General features: G+C 35.5%; 16 protein-coding genes. 14 read left to right on the forward strand and 2 right to left on the reverse strand.

The annotated features are described in order from the left end of the window. Window positions 1-374 precede the first annotated feature (374 nt). The 4 genes from GVK91_RS25435 (at window position 375) to GVK91_RS25450 (ending at window position 2,630) form a co-directional block, all read left to right on the forward strand. Window positions 375-626 (forward strand): hypothetical protein, encoded by a 252-nt coding sequence (locus GVK91_RS25435; RefSeq protein ID WP_159732003.1) that lies wholly within the window; start codon window positions 375-377, stop codon window positions 624-626. A 118-nt stretch (window positions 627-744) separates the two neighbouring features. Next, window positions 745-996, forward strand: coding sequence for a hypothetical protein (locus GVK91_RS25440; protein WP_159732006.1), 252 nt, complete (start codon window positions 745-747; stop codon window positions 994-996). 85 nt (window positions 997-1,081) lie between these two features. Beyond that, window positions 1,082-2,254, forward strand: a complete 1,173-nt coding sequence (locus GVK91_RS25445; RefSeq protein WP_159732009.1) for a 6-bladed beta-propeller — start codon at window positions 1,082-1,084, stop codon at window positions 2,252-2,254. Then, entirely contained in the window at window positions 2,247-2,630 is a 384-nt protein-coding gene (locus tag GVK91_RS25450) for a DUF1573 domain-containing protein (protein ID WP_159732012.1), read from the forward strand. Before GVK91_RS25445 ends, GVK91_RS25450 begins: the two co-directional genes overlap by 8 nt. 404 nt (window positions 2,631-3,034) lie before the next feature. Here the strand turns inward: GVK91_RS25450 and GVK91_RS25455 are convergent, their stop codons facing one another. Further along, entirely contained in the window at window positions 3,035-3,928 is an 894-nt protein-coding gene (locus GVK91_RS25455; protein WP_159732015.1) for a carbohydrate-binding domain-containing protein, read from the reverse strand. A gap of 909 nt (window positions 3,929-4,837) precedes the next feature. Between GVK91_RS25455 and GVK91_RS25460 the strand changes: the two genes are divergently transcribed. The 9 genes from GVK91_RS25460 (at window position 4,838) to GVK91_RS25500 (ending at window position 15,619) form a co-directional block, all read left to right on the forward strand. Next, a complete protein-coding gene (locus GVK91_RS25460) occupies window positions 4,838-6,490 on the forward strand; it encodes a vitamin K epoxide reductase family protein (protein ID WP_159732018.1) in 1,653 nt (550 codons plus the stop codon). A gap of 128 nt (window positions 6,491-6,618) precedes the next feature. Beyond that, on the forward strand, window positions 6,619-6,969 hold the full coding sequence (locus GVK91_RS25465) for a hypothetical protein (RefSeq protein WP_153848761.1): 351 nt from the start codon (window positions 6,619-6,621) through the stop codon (window positions 6,967-6,969). Between the two features lie 123 nt (window positions 6,970-7,092). Then, complete coding sequence (locus tag GVK91_RS25470) at window positions 7,093-8,562, forward strand: TlpA disulfide reductase family protein (protein WP_159732021.1); 1,470 nt, start codon at window positions 7,093-7,095, stop codon at window positions 8,560-8,562. Window positions 8,563-8,636: 74 nt separating this feature from the next. After that, window positions 8,637-9,278 (forward strand): glycosyltransferase family 25 protein, encoded by a 642-nt coding sequence (locus tag GVK91_RS25475; RefSeq protein WP_153848763.1) that lies wholly within the window; start codon window positions 8,637-8,639, stop codon window positions 9,276-9,278. A gap of 8 nt (window positions 9,279-9,286) precedes the next feature. Then, window positions 9,287-9,844 (forward strand): hypothetical protein, encoded by a 558-nt coding sequence (locus GVK91_RS25480; protein ID WP_159732024.1) that lies wholly within the window; start codon window positions 9,287-9,289, stop codon window positions 9,842-9,844. A gap of 39 nt (window positions 9,845-9,883) precedes the next feature. Then, window positions 9,884-10,597 carry a glycosyltransferase gene (locus tag GVK91_RS25485; protein ID WP_159732027.1) on the forward strand — a complete coding sequence of 238 codons (714 nt, stop codon included), beginning with the start codon at window positions 9,884-9,886 and terminating at the stop codon, window positions 10,595-10,597. 193 nt (window positions 10,598-10,790) lie between these two features. Beyond that, window positions 10,791-12,977: a peptidase domain-containing ABC transporter gene (locus GVK91_RS25490; RefSeq protein WP_159732030.1), complete on the forward strand. Its 2,187-nt coding sequence runs from the start codon at window positions 10,791-10,793 to the stop codon at window positions 12,975-12,977. 57 nt (window positions 12,978-13,034) lie between these two features. Further along, a complete protein-coding gene (locus GVK91_RS25495) occupies window positions 13,035-14,312 on the forward strand; it encodes an HlyD family efflux transporter periplasmic adaptor subunit (protein ID WP_153848768.1) in 1,278 nt (425 codons plus the stop codon). A 77-nt stretch (window positions 14,313-14,389) separates the two neighbouring features. Further along, window positions 14,390-15,619 (forward strand): glycosyltransferase family A protein, encoded by a 1,230-nt coding sequence (locus GVK91_RS25500; RefSeq protein ID WP_159732033.1) that lies wholly within the window; start codon window positions 14,390-14,392, stop codon window positions 15,617-15,619. A 114-nt stretch (window positions 15,620-15,733) separates the two neighbouring features. Here GVK91_RS25500 and GVK91_RS27830 read toward each other — a convergent pair whose 3' ends face one another. Then, window positions 15,734-15,883 (reverse strand): integrase core domain-containing protein, encoded by a 150-nt coding sequence (locus tag GVK91_RS27830; protein WP_369073912.1) that lies wholly within the window; start codon window positions 15,881-15,883, stop codon window positions 15,734-15,736. 268 nt (window positions 15,884-16,151) lie between these two features. Between GVK91_RS27830 and GVK91_RS25510 the strand changes: the two genes are divergently transcribed. After that, window positions 16,152-17,969: a DNA translocase FtsK gene (locus GVK91_RS25510; RefSeq protein ID WP_159732039.1), complete on the forward strand. Its 1,818-nt coding sequence runs from the start codon at window positions 16,152-16,154 to the stop codon at window positions 17,967-17,969. Window positions 17,970-18,074 lie beyond the last annotated feature (105 nt).

Genomic DNA, 18,074 nt, shown 5'->3' on the forward strand with positions numbered 1-18,074 from the left:
AATACAAAAAACGGCGAAATAAGCAAATTAAAACTCACGGATTTTTACGATATTGTAGTATCAATAAAAGCTAATATTTTAACCAAACTAACGGGAAATATAAACAATTGAGATTGACCAATTATAAATTGACGATAGCTAAATTATATTTTCCAAAGAAACAAATCAACAATGAAGACTCTCATAGATCATAATTTGAAAATTATCCTTGGGCTCATACTTATAGCTCCAGGACTACTAACAATTGTAATATTCTTTCTTAGTATCATTATCCCTATCATAAATATATCCATTGATTTGCCAATAGCCACTCTTTTCGGATTAAGTTTAATTGCTGGGGCCATTATTTTAAATACTACATAAATCAAAAAATCATGAAAAAAATCTGTTTAACATTATTGCTTTTTGGCTTTATAGGTTCAATGGCAACAAGTAATGCCAGCGAGTCAGGCGATAACTGGACAAAAAATTACAAAATGGGATCCAAAAGAGTGGAAGATGGAACAGAGTTAGTAAATGCCGGTCCTCCAGTTGGGTATATTTGGGTTAAAAAGTATAAATACATACCGTGCTGTGTGCCAGCAACCGACTCAGATGCATGTAATACAAGTTCTCAAGGATGTTAGTTATAAATAATTTAATATGAAAAATAAAATCATTTTTTTATGCACGTTGATATTATCAACTACAAGTTTGGCCCTGCTTGCTACCGAGAATAGTGATGCTTTTCACTCAGGTTTTAGCATGGCGCAAGTTAAGGTATCGCAATCTTCCACTGGTGGTTGGTCCGTCTCGATAACAGGTACGACTACTTCTTCGGGAAGTAATACAGCCGGTTCTGGCATTACGTTATCTGGTAATCAAACCTATACCTACATAAGTTGCTGTGTAAACTCTAACAGTGGGTCGGCATGTAATTTCGGAAATGAAAATTCCCCTTGTAAAACAAATATCACAAGAGGTCCACACGATGCCAGTAACCAGGTGAATCCATAGGTCAAATTATCCTCTTTTTACTATTGGGTTTCGCGATTTATCGCATGCCCAATAGTTTCCCTAATTAATACTATTAAAATTTATAATGAAAATAATAAAGTTGCTCACCGTTATAGCATCAGCAATTTTGATGAATTCCTGTAACCAAAACAAATCTTCAAAATCGGACATCGCCCATCAACTCATAATCCCCGATTCCGCGACTTTTGGCACCTGGAACTTAAGCAACGAAAAGAACATTCTTAAATTTTCTGATTTATTTACAGACGATTTTAATGTAGTTAAACTCGAAACATCTATTGAGTGCCTTGTCAGCAATATTACTGATTTGATCCTGTTTAATAATCGTCTTTTAATTTTCGACGCAAAACAGGGTAGCATTTTAATATTTGATAAAGAAGGAAAGTATATCAATAAAATCTTTCCTAAAGGCAAAGGCCCGTTGGAAATAAACCAAATTACTGATTACGCGATTAATCACAAAAAACAAAGCATAGATATCTTTGATTTCACAAAACAAAAAATAATATCTTTCGACGTTGAAGGTAATCCACTCTCGGAAATAGAATTTCCATACTATGCCAGAGAAATTGCTATTGATGAATCAGGAAACTACGTTGTTTATAGTCCAGATATTATTAATAAATATAAAACAATTGAAATACCCTGTGGTCTATTTTTAGTAAATGAGAAAGCTGAATTTATAAGAAAATATTTAGCATTTCCTTTACCAAATGCCTATGTACAGCCAATTAAATGTCTTTCTGGATCTGGAAACGAAATAACACTTGTATCAAATTATTTGCCAGGGGTTTTCGAAATCAAAAACGGTAAAGTGAGCGAATTATATGAGATTCAATCTCCCACTGATTGGCTGAATAGTTACACACTCTCAAATAGCTTTGGGAAAAGACATCTATTTCTTTTCTCTAACAAAGATGGCAATACGGTAACAGCTTTTTATGATGCAAAAACTGGAAAAACAAAAACAGTTTTAGGTTTAAATAATGATTTATTTCTTGCACCTATTTTTATTCCCGATAAATACATAAGTGAACAACAAATGGTTTCTACTATGACTGCCCAGGACATCATTCAATCGTTTAATAGTATTAAAAACTCAAATCATTCTGACCTTGTAAAACATTTTGGTTCAAAAGCCCTCGATAAATATAAAGAGTTATCCAACAGTATTCTAAACAACTCAAATGAGGATGACAATCCGATTATTTTCACCTTTAACCTTAAAAATGAATAAATTACTATTTGCAACTATTTTATTGTTGTTTAGCTGTACTTCTAAACCTAATAAAAATACTGCTCCTCTTGATTTAAAAGGTGGAAAATTAACTGTCGATGAACGCCAGCAAAAAATACAACTACCCATTAAAACAGATGGGATTATATTTAAATTAAAAAACATTGATACACTACCTCTCAAGATATTCAAGGTTCAAACTTCCTGTGCATGCACAGTTACTAACAATATCGAGGGAAAAGTCATTAATGCTAATGATATATTGGATCTAAAAGTTATATATAATGGTTCAACAAATGGGCCCATAGGTCAAGAGATACTTATATACAATAGCGGTAAAGAGAACCCTTTTATTCTTTCAATAATTAAAGATTGAATTTACCTAAATGTGGTTTTATTAAAAAATTAAACGTATTATAATGCAGCTCTAAAACTAACGGTGAAAAATGGACAGAATGTACATTGGTATCTTTGGTTGCCATTATATCAAAAGTTGACGGCTATTCCTAATTTTCATTTCGGAACATCATTTGTGTCATTCGCTTCAAATAACATTAATGAAAAATTTGTGCGAAAAGTTCACAAACTATAGGTATAAATAAAAAGACCAAGAGTATGATTGACAGTGTTGCCGGAATGTCAGACGAGCTCAGAAGACCTATTATACTGATGGTACCGGCAGCAACATAGCGGAATCGCTATCTATTAAAAGTCTAAATTACAAGATCCCGTCAATTTCTTTGGACGGGACCTGGGACAGCCTTTTAACCATCAGTTTTTTTATCTACCGCCACCGCCACCTGGACCAATACTTCCGCCCAAAATACTGACCATGGCAGATAATGTAAACGATGAAGTAACTGTTGGATTGCTAAATTTTCCACCCAAGTATAGTCCGTTAAACGCATTGGCGTCAGCAACTGAAGATACACTTACGAGCTTGTAGGATGCTCCTACTGAAAAGCTTCCAATGGAGACCAGTAATGTTGAAAAAGAAACAGGCGATTTAAATGTTAATACCTCATTATTATCCTTGTCAAGAACACTATAGATCTGAATGGCGGTGCCGCCAGTCAAAATAACCGAAGGCTGTGTAGAAACACTTTCAGTTGGAGAACTTGTAGCTCCACCCACTCCGACCATAAGTCCGCCCGTAATCTTAAAGGTGTTGTTATCACAATCGAACCCTTCTTCTGGACTCTTTGCAACGATAGCAAAAATATGTCCTCCAGTAATAGTCATCGTTCCATTGGAATCTATGCCATCGTTTGTGGTACTATAGGCTAGGATTGTTCCGCCATTGATATAAATTGCTTTCCCGGCGTTGATAGCATCATCGATAGCTTTGATGTAAATTTCACCGTTATTGATGCTAAGTGTCGCCTTGCTTTCAATTCCCTCCCCTCCTGATCCAATGGTTTCGATATTTATTTTTCCGCCATTTATAATTACATCGGGTATTATAGTCTCGTCACCATCTTCGTAAGAAGCAACAATCCCATCGTCAGCAACTTTTAAGGTGATTTCTCCTCCATTGACAATAATCCGACCTTTTTCAGCTTCAATACCATCGGAACTTGCCACGATATTTAATTTCCCACCATCAATATAAATACCGTCGTTACTGTGTAAGCCGTCCGAAATAGCATCGGAAACTTGAATAGTACCGTCCACAATCCGTAAAAGTATAATGGTAGCAGTGGCAATCTGAGGAAAACTAGGTATATGTAAGCGGTATGAGTGAGATACCGAAAAGTCGAGATTTGAAATTCTTTGAAGGACTCGGAGCAAACTTTCATTAACCTAAGAAAGAGAAATAACTTGTCTTTACTAACAAGCAGATTAAGCAAAACCGTAATACCTTGTTAAAATCTTTTGGTTTTGAACAGATTAAATTCATTGGGTATTTCATTCGAAATAATTGAATATAAATCCGAAAACAGGGTTGAATATCTCTGAGTATCATAATAAAGTGAATCATTTAAATAAATTTTGGCCCTAGTGTAACTCTTTGCATGGTCAAATTGCTGTTCTTTAAGTTCACCCAGTTTTTTGAAAAAGCGTCTACTATTTTTAATAAAAAAATTCTAGGCTATCTGTTGTAGATTCTGCTACAAAATGATCTTCGTCAATGGAATTTCCTCTCCCTGCTCTAGCGTTAGCATGCACAGATTCGTCAATTTAAATAAATGTTAAAATACAATACAAATAACAAACAAAACTTTAAAGAAAGTAATTTCGTGTAACATCACATATTATCGAGCTACCCCTATAGCAATACTTCATCAACTTAAAATGTCCGAAAATGCATCGAATCTATCATAAAGTACAACATATAAATATAGTTATCAGGTATTTAAAAAATAATATTAAGGAAATGATGTTAAAGCATTATTTGTAATAAAAAGCACTACAACTCAATATTATGTCATAATTTTGTCATTAAAATATTTAATAAAATTATTACAATTCATTTTACTAATATTTCAATATCTTTATAATTAATACTACATTACAAATAACCAAATTATATTTAACCTTAAAATAACAACCATATTATTGAATTTATAATTATACGCGATCATGTCTAATTGGCGAAATAAATCACAAAGCAGGATTAATAATAACAATCTTAGATGGACTTGTCAGTCTTTACTTAATTACTTTGGAGTTAAAAACACTGCTCTTGCAGTAACTAAGCTTATTAATAACCACTTAGAATATCCGTCCTTGTTGGCAATAGTTGATTGCTTATCCAGATATGGGATTGAGAGTGCAGCTATTAGAAAAGGAAATTATGAATATTCTGATTTCGAAATCCCCTTTATATGTAGCATACAGCAACCAAATTGGTCTTCTGCAATTTTTACTATAGTAGCCGATGTTGATAAGAAAAATAGTATTATAAGTTACCTTAATCCTGTTACCAATACCATCATCTCATGTTCTTTGAGAGACTTCGAAAAGATAGACAAGGGGATTATTTTGCTCACGGATGCTTCAAATAAAAAAGACGAAGTAAACTATACTAAAAACAAGCAAAAACTGCGTAAACAAAATCTGCTGCAGTATATTCCGGTTTATCTAGCGATCTTCTGTACGCTGATTGCAACTATTGATATCCAGAAAAATTACCATGCAGACTACAGTTGGTTGAGCTTAAGTTTTTTACTAACCTCCTTTTTTGGTTTAGGAATTTCTGTTTTGCTTGCCTGGCATGAAGTAGATGCACACAATCCTTTTTTAAAAGAAGTATGTGGCGGCCAAGGTAAAAAGGTAAACTGCGATGCAGTATTGACCTCGACTCAGTCAAGCTTTTTAGGAATTAGCTGGTCATTGTGGGGTCTTTCCTATATGACGACATTATTTCTGACACAAATATTTTTCACCAATCAACCTTTATTTTTGTTAAGTAGCGCCCTATCATCATTGGTAGTATTTCCTTATATTTTTTTCTCGTTGTTTTACCAATGGCGGGTTATAAGACAATGGTGTCCTTTGTGTCTAGGCATTCAGGGTATACTTGTGTTAAACAGCTTACTTGCAGCAATATTTCTGTCATCACATACGGAAATGCTAAATACTATTACTGCTTATCCAGTTCTGGTAATGTTAACAATAGGCATTATTTCTCTTACATGTAGCTTTAACATTCTTCAATTATTGAAAAAAGCAAGAGATGGTAAGAATTACGAGGTAAGGTGGAAAAGACTGCATTACAACCCTGATATATTTAAGTATTTAGCAAGCAAATCTGAGAAAATTACTTTTCCTGTGGATAATCTCGGTATTGTGGTTGGAAATCCGAATGCGACAAACGAAATCGTAAAAGTATGTAACCCGTACTGTGGCCCTTGTTCTGAAGCACATCCTGTACTAGAGCAAATTGTAAAAGCAAATTTGGATGTTAAGGTTCGAATTATCTTCACAGCTACCGGAGAAGAAGATGATATTCGAACAGCACCGGTTTCGCATTTATTGGCCATACAGCAAAAATATGGAGACATCAAAGTCCATAAAGCATTGGATGAATGGTATCTTGCAGAGGATAAGCACTACGAAACATTTGCTGCCAAATATCCGATGAATGGGGAATTAAAGACACAAAAAAACAAAATAACCGCTATGCGGGATTGGTGTAATGCGATGAAGATACGGGCGACCCCAACAATCTTTATAAACGGAAATGAGCTCCCGGAAAGTTACCATATTGTAGATTTAGAAAATTTCTTCTAGAATTAAGAAATGTCTCCATGTCTGTTTGAAACGATCTTGGTAAACTAAACATAGGGATTCAAAGATTATTTCCTAAGCTATTCGGGGCAATGTGAATAGCAAATTTCATATTTTAATTATAAATAGTTATGAAAAAAATCAAGTTAAAGAGTATTGGAAAGGAGGAAATCCTGACGAGAGACGAACTAAAACAAATTTTGGGTGGTGTTGATGGAAGTGGAAATTGTCGAGAAAACGAAGTATATGATGTACTAACAGGATGTAAATGTAAACCTGGGTATTACTTTTCAGCCCCATATGGCAAATGTATGCAAGGAACAGGATCAGGTCCAGTTGACTCGAACCCAAAGATTTCGGCTTGTTTAGGCAAGCAAGAATTTGCATCGTGTTCGTGGACCTATCAAGGCATGTCTTACTCAGGAACTTGTCGGTATCGCATGGCTAGTGAGCTGTATTGTGCTGACACAATATATGTATAAACACTTTATCTCGGCAGGATTTTTTCAAATTTTGCCGAGATGTAATTTAAGATAAAAATGATTAAAAAAAATAAATTAAAATTTATCTTCGTATGCAGCCTTTGTTTTTTTTTGTCATGTAATATGGCTACAGAGAAAAATACAGAGTCAACAACGATAGTTGCTGGTGAATCCAAAATAATCGGAAGAATAATTGCTCCTGATAATCAAAATAAGGATAGCATCATGGTTACTATTACCATTCAACATCCTATTTCAGGAGAGAATATTAGACAAAAAATCCTCGCCGACAAATCGGGTAAATTTTCACTGGATCTCGACATGGAAACCGAAACCTCTTTATTCGGTTTTTACACAAGTATTAACCCCTCTAAATCTCTAATAATCAAATCAAAAAAAAACAGTCCTACTCATCTCGATATTACTTATGATTCAGCTGGAAACATCAGCAATGCAGTTATCACGCCTTCTATGAATCAATATGATATGGAGCAAAGCATGGTAGCTCTCAACAAAATGATTGATTATAGACCAGATACACCAGGCTGGGAATATCCCCGGTTATATAATAAAAGTACAGATGAGTTTTTAGCTCGCGTCAAAAAAACCGCATCTGAAAGATTGACAAAATTCGTCGATAAGGATAAATTATTATCCAAAGAGTTTAAGGGGATTATAGCAAAAGATTATCGCTTATTTTTATATACCGGCCAAGTTTTCGATTACGAAGCAGAGATGGAGCGTAACTACCGCAACACTACTCGTGATACTGTCAATTCGCCTAAAATTCAAAAAATTGATAGATCATATTTTCGTTTTTTGAAAGATTTCAATCTCAACGATCCGCAATACCTCCACACATTCACATTCGCTGAATTTCAAAATGAAATTCTACAAAATAAAGTTTTGGAAATTCCCGCAATCGAAGAAAATGACATCCCTACCTGGATATCAAGCGTAAAAGTTATCTTAGCTGATTTGGTCGGATTCGATGACGGACCTTATTATGATATTTTAGCTGCCAATGCATTTGGTCGACAGCTCACCGAGCAAATGAAACCACTAAGCGAAAAACAAAAAGAAAATATATCCAATTATTGGAAAAGTGGAGAAATCGAAAAAATATTATTTCGGAAAAACCAACAGATTGAAGAACTGGCCAAAGTAAAATCACCTGTTGTAGTAAATGATATCCAGTCTACTCCAGAAGACAAGGTAATGGAAACTATTCTTGCTAAATATAACGGCAAGGTTGTATTTATTGATCTTTGGGCAACATGGTGCGCTCCTTGCCTTGAGGCAATCAAGCAATTCAGAGGCACAAAGGGCGATTTTCGTGATAAAGATGTTGTTTTTGTGTATATCACAAATGGATCTTCACCAAAAAAATTGTGGAAAGAAAAAATAATTGGAATAGGTAACGAGCATTATTATTTAACAGATGCTCAATGGAACTACATGATGAAACAGTTTGATTTTAAGTATATTCCGTCCTATCTATTATATAATAAAAAAGGCATACTTATTAATAAGTTTTCGGCCTTCCCCGGAAACACCACAGTAAAAGAGATGATCGACGGGCTTTTAAAATGAGTAATCTATGGAGATTACTTAAACATATTTGAAATGAGCAAATATAGACTAATTATCGAGTAAATTGTGATAGAATGAAACACAAGACCTATATCATTAATCTCAAGGAAAGAAAAGAAAGGAAAAAACACATTCTCGACGAGTTTGCAAAATATTCTGAATTTGAGATTACCATATTTGATGCGATCAAAAGAAAATCAGGCTCGGAAGGGCTTTTTGAGTCTATCAAACAAATAGTGTATAATGCATATGAGTCTAAAGATAAGTATGTCATTGTATGCGAAGATGATCACGTCTTTACGAATGAATATAACAACGAATATTTAAGTAGCCTCATTGAAACGGGAAAAGATAAAGCATTCGATATACTTCTTGGCGGCCCAAGTAGTATTCAGGATGCTTTATTTGTAAATGAAAAGCTAGTCTGGCTCAGCGGCTTTTCAGGCACTCAATTTATTGTAATATTCCAAAATTTCTATGAAAGCATTTTAAATTATAAACTCCCTCCAGGGGCTGATTATGATTTGGAATTGGGACAACTTAGCGAAAATATCTACTGTTGCTATCCTCCAATTTCAGAACAAACTAATTTTGGTTATTCTGATGTTACCTCAAAAAACAATAACATTGATTTGAAGGCCTACTTTGATATATGCAGAACCAAATTAAATCAGTTATACAAAGTCACTCAGTATTTTAAATCCTTAACCAATTAAAAAGTGCTATGAAAATATTTCTTATAGGGGGGGCTGATGAAATGAACGACCAGATTTGTGTCAAGATTCCACCTAGCCCCATAGAAATAGAATCCGTTATTCTAGATGCTCAACAAATCGTAAAACAGGCATTAAAAGCCTGTATCGAAGAATCAATAGCAACTCAATCTGAATACATGGTAATATGTTCGAACAAAGAAATTATCACTAGGACTTCAGATGCGTTGTTAAAGTCACGTCTGGAAAGAGCTTCCGATCTTAATTGTAAGATACTAATCCTTAGTGCACAACGGATTGCTAATCTTTTCCCTGTAAACGATCAGTTTTTCTGGATTGATTTTTTTGAAGGTAGTGATTTTTTTGCAATGCATGAATCTGTTTATGAAGATGTATTACATGAACTCTGTAACGCAAAAACTGCATTATCGGAAATACTTTCAATTGTCACGAGCAATAAACTATTGCTGTATCCCATGATAACAGTTAAAAACGAAAGAATCGAAAAAACTGAACTACGGAAGCGTATGGCCCGAATGGCAAAAAAAAGAAAATTGTTTAAATACTAGAGGCGCTTTAAAGGTCTAGCAATATAAAAAATAGTCTTCATGAACAATAAAACTGTCAGCAGTTTTTGGACAGGTAACCAACTGACCAATCTAGAAAAATTGTCGATATCTTCATATATTCATAACGGACATGAAATAGAGGTTTTTACATATAATCGAAATCTTGATTTTCCAACAGGGACAATAGCCCGAGATGCAAATGAAATAATACCCGAAAGTAAAATATTTGTCGATTCAAGAGGTGGGTATGCTTCTTTTTCAGATTGGTTTAGATTCAAAATGATATTTGAGTTAGGTGGTTGGTGGACAGATTTGGATTCTGTTTGTTTAAAACATTTGGATATTGCGTCTGAATATTGCTTTGCTTTACAAGACGAAAGGGCGATATCTATTCAATGTGCTAATTTTAAAGCTCCCAAAGGTGCAGAATTTCTTGAAGATTGTCTTGATATAATTGATAGTTTAATCAAAAAAAAAGAATTTATCTGGGGTAATTTTGGGATAGATTTACTTTGGAGAGTAGTAAGTAATTATGATTATAAACCCTATCTTCTGTCTTCTGAGTATTTTTATCCTGTAAAATATATGGATGTTAAAGATTTAATTAGCAAAAAATCAATAGCACTTTCTCCAGAAACATATACAGTACATTTTTGGAATGAAATGTGGAGAATTGAAAATCTTGATAAAAACGGAAAGTACCCAGAAACATCTCTTTTTGAAACACTTAAGACTCTATACCTCAGTATTTAAACATTAAAAAAATATTGATAATTATGTATTGTAAAACTTAAGAACTAACTAACCTAATTTGCTTTTTTAATAACACAATTTACTATTTGAATTTGACTTGTAAAAGTTGTTTTCTAAAAATCAAAAAATGCAACAACCGCCTTCTGAATTATCTATTTTTCAAAAATTACTTAATAGTAGAGAATAACGAAAAATGCTAAAAAGCTTCCCTCATTATAAACAAATGGATCTGATGGACTGTGGTGCCACTAGCCTTCGCATGATCTTCAAATACTACGGGCAGCAGGTGTCCATCCATAAGATCCGAAAGCTCTGCCAAACGACCAGGAATGGCGTTAACCTTTTGGGTATATCCGAAGCAGCGGAAAAGTTGGGTTTCCGTACTTATGGCGTACGTCTTAGCCTAGAAAAGCTTAAAGAAGTAGAATTGCCATGCATCCTGCATTGGAATCAAAATCATTTTGTGGTACTCTATAAAATGCGCAAAGGAAAGTACTACATATCCGATCCTGCATTAGGTCTAATATCTTATGACGAAAAGGAATTTAGCAAAAACTGGTTTTCCACAAAGGAACTGCATGCTGGCCTGTCGCTATTGCTGAGTCCTGGCCCCGACTTCTACCAAATGGATGCAGACGAGCCTTTGCTGACACTGGGATGGAGCAAAGTATTTACTTACTTCTATAAATACAGAAGGCTATTCATACAGATGATTCTGGGCATGGTACTGGGAACTCTGCTATCGTTAGTCGTACCATTCCTCACCCAGTCAGTCGTTGACATTGGGATCAATGGCAAGAATATCAGCTTTATAAACCTGATACTGATCGCCCAGGTGATGCTTTTTGTCGGCAGCACAGCCGTGTCTTTCATTCGTTCTTGGATCATGCTGCATATTAGCACGCGCGTCAATATCTCCATATTGACCGACCTGCTGATCAAGATCATGAAACTGCCCATGAATTTCTTTGAACTCAAGACCCATGGTGATATCATGCAGCGCATGGCCGACCAACAGCGCATAGAGGGCTTTCTAACCGGAAACACCCTCAATACACTGTTCTCACTGGTCAATATGCTGATCTTCGGCAGCTTGCTGATCGTTTATAACGGAACGATTTTTATGGTTTTTATTATTTCCACAACATTGTATACGCTCTGGATATTGGCTTTTATGAAATACCGCCGCGAACTGGACCACAAACGTTTCAAGATTGCTTCGGAAAACCAGACCTATATGGTGGAGATGATTCAGAGCATGCAAGACATCAAACTGAATAATGCACAAAAACAAAAACGTTGGGGTTGGGAAGCTTTACAAGCCAAACTTTTCAAATTTCGCGTAGAGAGTCTGGCGCTGTCGCAATACCAGTCCATCGGTTCTATGGCTATCAATCAGATCAAAGGTATTCTGATCACCTATATCGCTGCCAAGGCTGTTATTGACGGCGATATTACCTTGGGAGGAATGATGGCTACACAATATATCGTCGGTATGGTCAGCGATCCCGTAGAATCTCTTCTAGGATTTATGCAGTCGTATCAGGATGCCAAAATAAGTCTGGAACGTCTCAACGAGATTTACGAGAGCGAGGAAGAGGAGGACATTCGCAAAGACTATTTAACCAGGCTTCCCGAGAATAAAACCATCGAACTGCGGAACCTAACTTTCACGTACTATGGCGCTGGGAACGAACCGGTATTCGATCGCCTCAACCTAACCTTCCCTGCCGGTCAGACGACAGCTATCGTTGGTGCCAGCGGCAGTGGCAAGACCACAATACTCAAACTTCTGCTTCGTTATTACAATCCTGATGAAGGAGAAATACTAGTTGGCAACAAGCGGCTAGATCAAATAGACTTTGGTCTGTGGCGAGATAGCTGCGGATCAGTATTACAAGAGAACTTTGTTTATGCAGACACTATTGAACGTAATATCGCTGTTAATGATGACTTACCGGATGAAAACAAGGTGCAGAATGCGGTACATATTGCCAATATGGAGGATTTTGTAACTAATGAACCTTTTGGACTATCAACCAAAATTGGTACGGCAGGTAAGGGTATCAGCCAGGGGCAACGGCAGCGTCTAATGATAGCGCGTGCAGTGTATAAGGACCCGGACTTTATATTTCTGGACGAAGCGACCAATGCACTGGATGCCAACAATGAAAAGGAAATTGTCGAAAAACTAGATCGCTTCTTTGAGAAAAAGACGGTTATTGTGGTAGCGCACCGACTCAGCACTGTCCGTAATGCTGATAATATTATTGTTCTGGAAAAAGGAAAAGTAGTCGAACAAGGTAATCATATTGAACTTACAGCAAAGCGTGGAAAATACTTTGAACTGGTAAAAAATCAATTGGAATTGGGAAACTAAACATAACTACAGAAACTAAGTTAATCTGGAGGATACAACAAAGTTAATCAAAAGACTATGGCAAACAAAAATTACATAGAAGAAGATATACATTCAGAAGACTTACAGGAAATCATTGCCAAACCACCTTCTTGGCTCATGAAAAGAGGAATTTCCTTTATTCTGCTTACTATACTGATGATTTTCAGTCTCTCAGTATTCATACGCTACCCAGAGATGGTCCCTGTATCTATGAAATTCAATACAAGTAATGCGCCCAAAGCACTCGTCAGTAAGGTAAATGGAAATCTGGTCACTATACTGATCAATGAAGGGAAATGGGTGGAAAAGCAGGCCGATATAGCTTATCTTGAAAGTATAGGCAATCACAAGCAAGTCATCTCCATTCTAGGACGACTACACCAGATACGAAACGACGGGGCATCTGTTAATGAATTGGAAAATCTGGTCTCTCCTACCGAATTAAATCTGGGTGAATTGCAAAGCAGCTATCAGAATTTCTACCTCGCTTATCTCAACTACAAAGCTGTAAACAGGGACGGCATCTTCCTAAAAAGAAAAAGTTTTGTGCAGAATGAAGTGCAATATGTCAACGAGCAGAATAGCCGCATACAACAAACCTTTGAACTCCAGAAAAAGGAGCTGGCATTGTCCGAAGCCGAATATGAAAAATACAAGGTTCTGGCGGAAAAGAAAGTTATAAGCCCAATGGAACTACAGCAGAAAGAAGTAGTGTTGCTTGCCAAACGCCAGGCAATACCGCAGATGGAGAATGTCTTGATCGGCAACCAGAACAGCTTGCTCGCTAAAAATAAAGAACTTTCGGAAATCAAAAATCAGATGATTGAGGAAGAAAAGAAATTTTTCCAGTCCCTGAATACATTTATCTCAGACGCTGAAAACTGGAAAAAACAGTATGTCATAAGTACGTCTTCAGCTGGTTACTTGGTTTATGGAGATTTCCTGCAGGAAAACCAATTGGTCAAGGTGGGAGACATCTTGTTCTATATAAATTCCGGCAAGGAGGATTACTACGGAGAAGCATTGATCCCCCAAACAGCATCGTCCAAAGTCAGACGGCGGCAGGATGTGCTAATCAAGGTCCGGAGTTACCCCTATCAGGAATACGGATACCTGAAAGGTAAAGTGGATTATATCTCAGATATCCTAATAAGAGACAGCTTATTCTTTTCAAAAATAGCCCTGATTCGTACAGACCAGGATTCGGTCATCAAGCTGAAACCGGGTATTATGGCCGACGCTGAGATCATCACCGAAGATCAGTCTATACTCAAAAGAATATGGCTCAATTTGACAAAGTCGCTTAAGTTTTAAAGTTATATGTTTCTTAAATGATTGAAAAAGTGTTGAAATCTAAAAATAACAGTTAAAAATATAAAAAAACTCATAAAATGGATTTAGTAATCAACGTAGTATTACTCGAAAGAATAGGTGTCTTACTGACTGATAAGCTTAATTCCAACAGGCAGCTGGACCTAATAGATCTCCCTATTATGGAATCTCCTATTGACACTGTCAAAAGAGCGTTAGAATGGGCAGAGCAAAACAATGAAGATGCGATTCTTTTTGCCACACAAAGGTTCCAGCCTGATGAATATGATTTATCAGCACTTTTCGACTGCGTATTGAAACTTGCAAATGAAGAAATCTATACTATAGGACTTAAAAACAATACCTTAAAAAAAGGATCAACAGTTAATCATAATCTATCTTTAGTGGATAAATGGACAGAAATGGATGGTTGGATCATGCTTAGGCCTCATTTTAATTTGCTAAAGCAATTAGATATTGCTGCAATTGAAGAATATTTTGACCGTAAAGCAACGCTATATGATATTTTGAATATTTCTAGCCCGTCAAAATTTATTTGGCATGTAAAGAGAAAAAAAATATTACCTGAAAGGCGAATTAATGTGATTATACCGTTTAGAAATGTGGAAAAATATATTCCAGAATGTATTACCTCAATTCAAAACCAACTTTATCTTAACTATAGAATCTTCTTTATTGACGATTGTTCTGAAGATAATTCTTTGGCGCTGATCCCCAAAGCACCTAACTATAATATAACCAAAAACAATAAAAGAAAATATGCACTTCTTAATATAATGGAAATACTATTAAATGAGAAATTTGAGAGTAAGGATATCATTTGTATAGTTGATGGTGATGATAAATTAGCGCATCCTTACGTCTTCCGGGTTCTTAATCATTGTTACAGTACAACCGATACGTTAATTACATACGGCTCATATCGTACGATTAATGGATTGGTTACAGTCGGAGAAAAATACACAGCAAAGGAATTCAAGCAACTTAGAAAGTCAACGTGGAAAGCATCCCATCTCAAAACATTCCAATTTTCGTTATTTAAAGATTATCACAACTATGATATGCATTTAGAACATCTAAAAGACAGTAAAGGTAATTTCCTAAAAATGCCTTATGACATGGCCATCATGTTTCCTCTTTTGGAGCTCGCAGGATTTGACCGATCCAACTATATTCCCATGCCAATATATTTGTATCGAATTCATGAAAACAATGATCATGTAACAAATACAAAAGACCAAATGAATGGAGCGCTAGAGATACGGAATAAGAAACCCATTAAAATATAATTAATTCGGAAAGCGATAAGGGTAAATTAAATACGCACTCAAACGACATCATATAGTCTAACTGAAATTGTAAGTGTCCCATTTTTTCGACAGCTGGGATTGGACTTTTCTAATTTACGTTACTACTTGATTTATTTGTTGTTTAAGCCTAATATTTTTTGATAATTCCGTTGGCGCAAGATTCCCAAGACCTTCATGGGGTCTGTTGTTATTATATTCATCCATCCACGCTTGGGTATGTTCTCTTACATCTAATTTACAAATAAAGCAAAAAAGCCCGAGACTTCACATCCCTAAACGGCAGAAAGCCCATTATCATCGTATGGAGTAGAAATACTATCCATTCACACGAAAGCGCTCAAGATGTTACGGTGTAACGCTCAGGTAAATGGACTTTACACATTTCTTTCCATAAAAACTAAAGTTTTTAAAAATAGATAATTGAGAATGAATTACTAATTTTAAATAGAATGGAAACCTATAATTTGCCAATAGTAGCTCGATAATAAAAAATTTCCATTAACCAAAATTCATGGAAAACGACACAAATATTGAAAATATACAACAACTCATTGATTTAGTTAATAATGATCCTAATGATCACCCACTAAAAAAGATGGGATTTTTGTTTGCCGCTGCTATGAATGATTGGCCAACACAAAATCAAACCAACATCAATGAATTTATACAAGAATTGCGCTGTTATTTTGGGACACCAATTACGAAAGACGTTATATTAAATAAAGCTACAAGTCTTTCTGATGAAGATGCCTGGCGGAAAGAATCAGCCTCTTCCCTATTAGAATTGCTTGATCTCGCTGAAACACAATATCAAGAAAAAAATCTCGAACACCTAATTCAGGTAATCATCAAATATTACGAACAACCTCCAACAATAGTTGATCCTATAATGCTTGTTGGACAATTTGGAGTAAACGACGAAAAGTTGGATTTATCAGGCTACCAATATCCGAGTTTAGATCTCTTCCCGCCCCAATTACACCCCTTAATTGAAAAAAATAACAAACAGGCTGCTAAATATAAACTTCCGCTGTTATTAAGTGACGAAGAAAATCTTACTTTTCAGGAACTATATGAGCACCCAAATCTGCTATTAGCTGGTACGATTGCTTCTGGTAAAACGCAGTTTATCTACAATCAATTGGTAATGTGGCTGTATAAATTTCATCCCGCACAATTGAAACTCGTCATATGTAAAAGCAAACCAATTGACTACACTGCTTTTGCCAAACTTGAAAAACATTTTATAGCTGCAGTACCCGGTGATCAATCTCCTGTTATCGATCACAATAATGTTCTTCCGACGATTAATGCATTACTCATTGAATGCGAGCAAAGACAAGAGTTATTTCAAAAAGCAGGTGTAAAATCAATTACAGATTATAATAATAAATTTGTCCATAGAACACTCGACCCATTACTAGGTCATCGTTATCTGCCTGACATCGTATTAATAATGGACGACCTGCAAACATTTTTAAATGATGACACAATCAGGTCTCTGATCGTATTGACGCAGAAAAACTTGTATACAGGAATCTATCTATTGGCTGTAACAAGCCAAATAATGGCTAAAAATATTTCGCCCCAGTTGCGCGCTAACTTTAGTTTCAGAATTGGAATGAAACTAATGTCCCAAAATGAATCTAAAAAGATATTGGACCGTATCGGTGCGGAAAAACTCACGTCCTCGGGACAGTTAGTCTACGAACGTGCTGAAAAACTAATTAAAGGCCATCAACCTTATTTTGATTACACATACTTATCATCAATCTGCGAGTATATTGGTCGGCAACGAGGTTATCCTTCTCCTTACCTTCTTCCGGAATATCGTTTTGTTGAAAATCCTCCTGTACTATTTGATCCAAAAGATAGGGATCAATTCTTTGTAGAAGCTGCTCGATTAGTGGTGATTTATCAACAGGGATCTACATCATTAATACAACGTAAATTAAAGCTTGGATACAACCGTTCTGGTCGCATAATAGACCAGCTAGAAGCTGCAGGAATAATTGGTCCATTTGAAGGAAGTAAACCGAGAGAGGTTTTATTTCCAGACGAATATGCGCTCGAACTATACTTAGAAAAACTTGCGGCAAGTAATAACCTAGAGTATACTCCTTCAAGTTTATACAATAACTCAAAAAAGATTATAAATACACCTATTGAACCTAAGTTGTCTATGAACAAAAATGACGATTTAAAAAACGAACCTATTTACACTGAAAATAAGCCAATTGTTTCTAAAAAAAATAAGGGAAAAGTATTCGTATTCCTCCTTATTGTAATTGTTATACTTGCTTTTTTCTATTGGATGGGCAAACAGTAAACTCAATGCACTCTGATTTGACTATTACGGTAAACCGTAAATATTACCAATAATAAGACGCTATTTTTGTTACAACAAATTATCTGTTAGTAATGCGTAAACATT

The organism is Sphingobacterium sp. 18053, from assembly GCF_902706145.1.
Classification (GTDB): Bacteria; Bacteroidota; Bacteroidia; order Sphingobacteriales; family Sphingobacteriaceae; genus Sphingobacterium; species Sphingobacterium paramultivorum.

Coding starts and splice junctions, on each gene's coding strand:
- GVK91_RS25435 (WP_159732003.1), top strand. CDS start 375: ATGAAAAAAATCTGTTTAACATTATTGCTTTTTGGCTTTATAGGTTCA.
- GVK91_RS25440 (WP_159732006.1), top strand. CDS start 745: ATGGCGCAAGTTAAGGTATCGCAATCTTCCACTGGTGGTTGGTCCGTC.
- GVK91_RS25445 (WP_159732009.1), top strand. CDS start 1,082: ATGAAAATAATAAAGTTGCTCACCGTTATAGCATCAGCAATTTTGATG.
- GVK91_RS25450 (WP_159732012.1), top strand. CDS start 2,247: ATGAATAAATTACTATTTGCAACTATTTTATTGTTGTTTAGCTGTACT.
- GVK91_RS25460 (WP_159732018.1), top strand. CDS start 4,838: ATGTCTAATTGGCGAAATAAATCACAAAGCAGGATTAATAATAACAAT.
- GVK91_RS25465 (WP_153848761.1), top strand. CDS start 6,619: ATGAAAAAAATCAAGTTAAAGAGTATTGGAAAGGAGGAAATCCTGACG.
- GVK91_RS25470 (WP_159732021.1), top strand. CDS start 7,093: ATGGCTACAGAGAAAAATACAGAGTCAACAACGATAGTTGCTGGTGAA.
- GVK91_RS25475 (WP_153848763.1), top strand. CDS start 8,637: ATGAAACACAAGACCTATATCATTAATCTCAAGGAAAGAAAAGAAAGG.
- GVK91_RS25480 (WP_159732024.1), top strand. CDS start 9,287: ATGAAAATATTTCTTATAGGGGGGGCTGATGAAATGAACGACCAGATT.
- GVK91_RS25485 (WP_159732027.1), top strand. CDS start 9,884: ATGAACAATAAAACTGTCAGCAGTTTTTGGACAGGTAACCAACTGACC.
- GVK91_RS25490 (WP_159732030.1), top strand. CDS start 10,791: ATGCTAAAAAGCTTCCCTCATTATAAACAAATGGATCTGATGGACTGT.
- GVK91_RS25495 (WP_153848768.1), top strand. CDS start 13,035: ATGGCAAACAAAAATTACATAGAAGAAGATATACATTCAGAAGACTTA.
- GVK91_RS25500 (WP_159732033.1), top strand. CDS start 14,390: ATGGATTTAGTAATCAACGTAGTATTACTCGAAAGAATAGGTGTCTTA.
- GVK91_RS25510 (WP_159732039.1), top strand. CDS start 16,152: ATGGAAAACGACACAAATATTGAAAATATACAACAACTCATTGATTTA.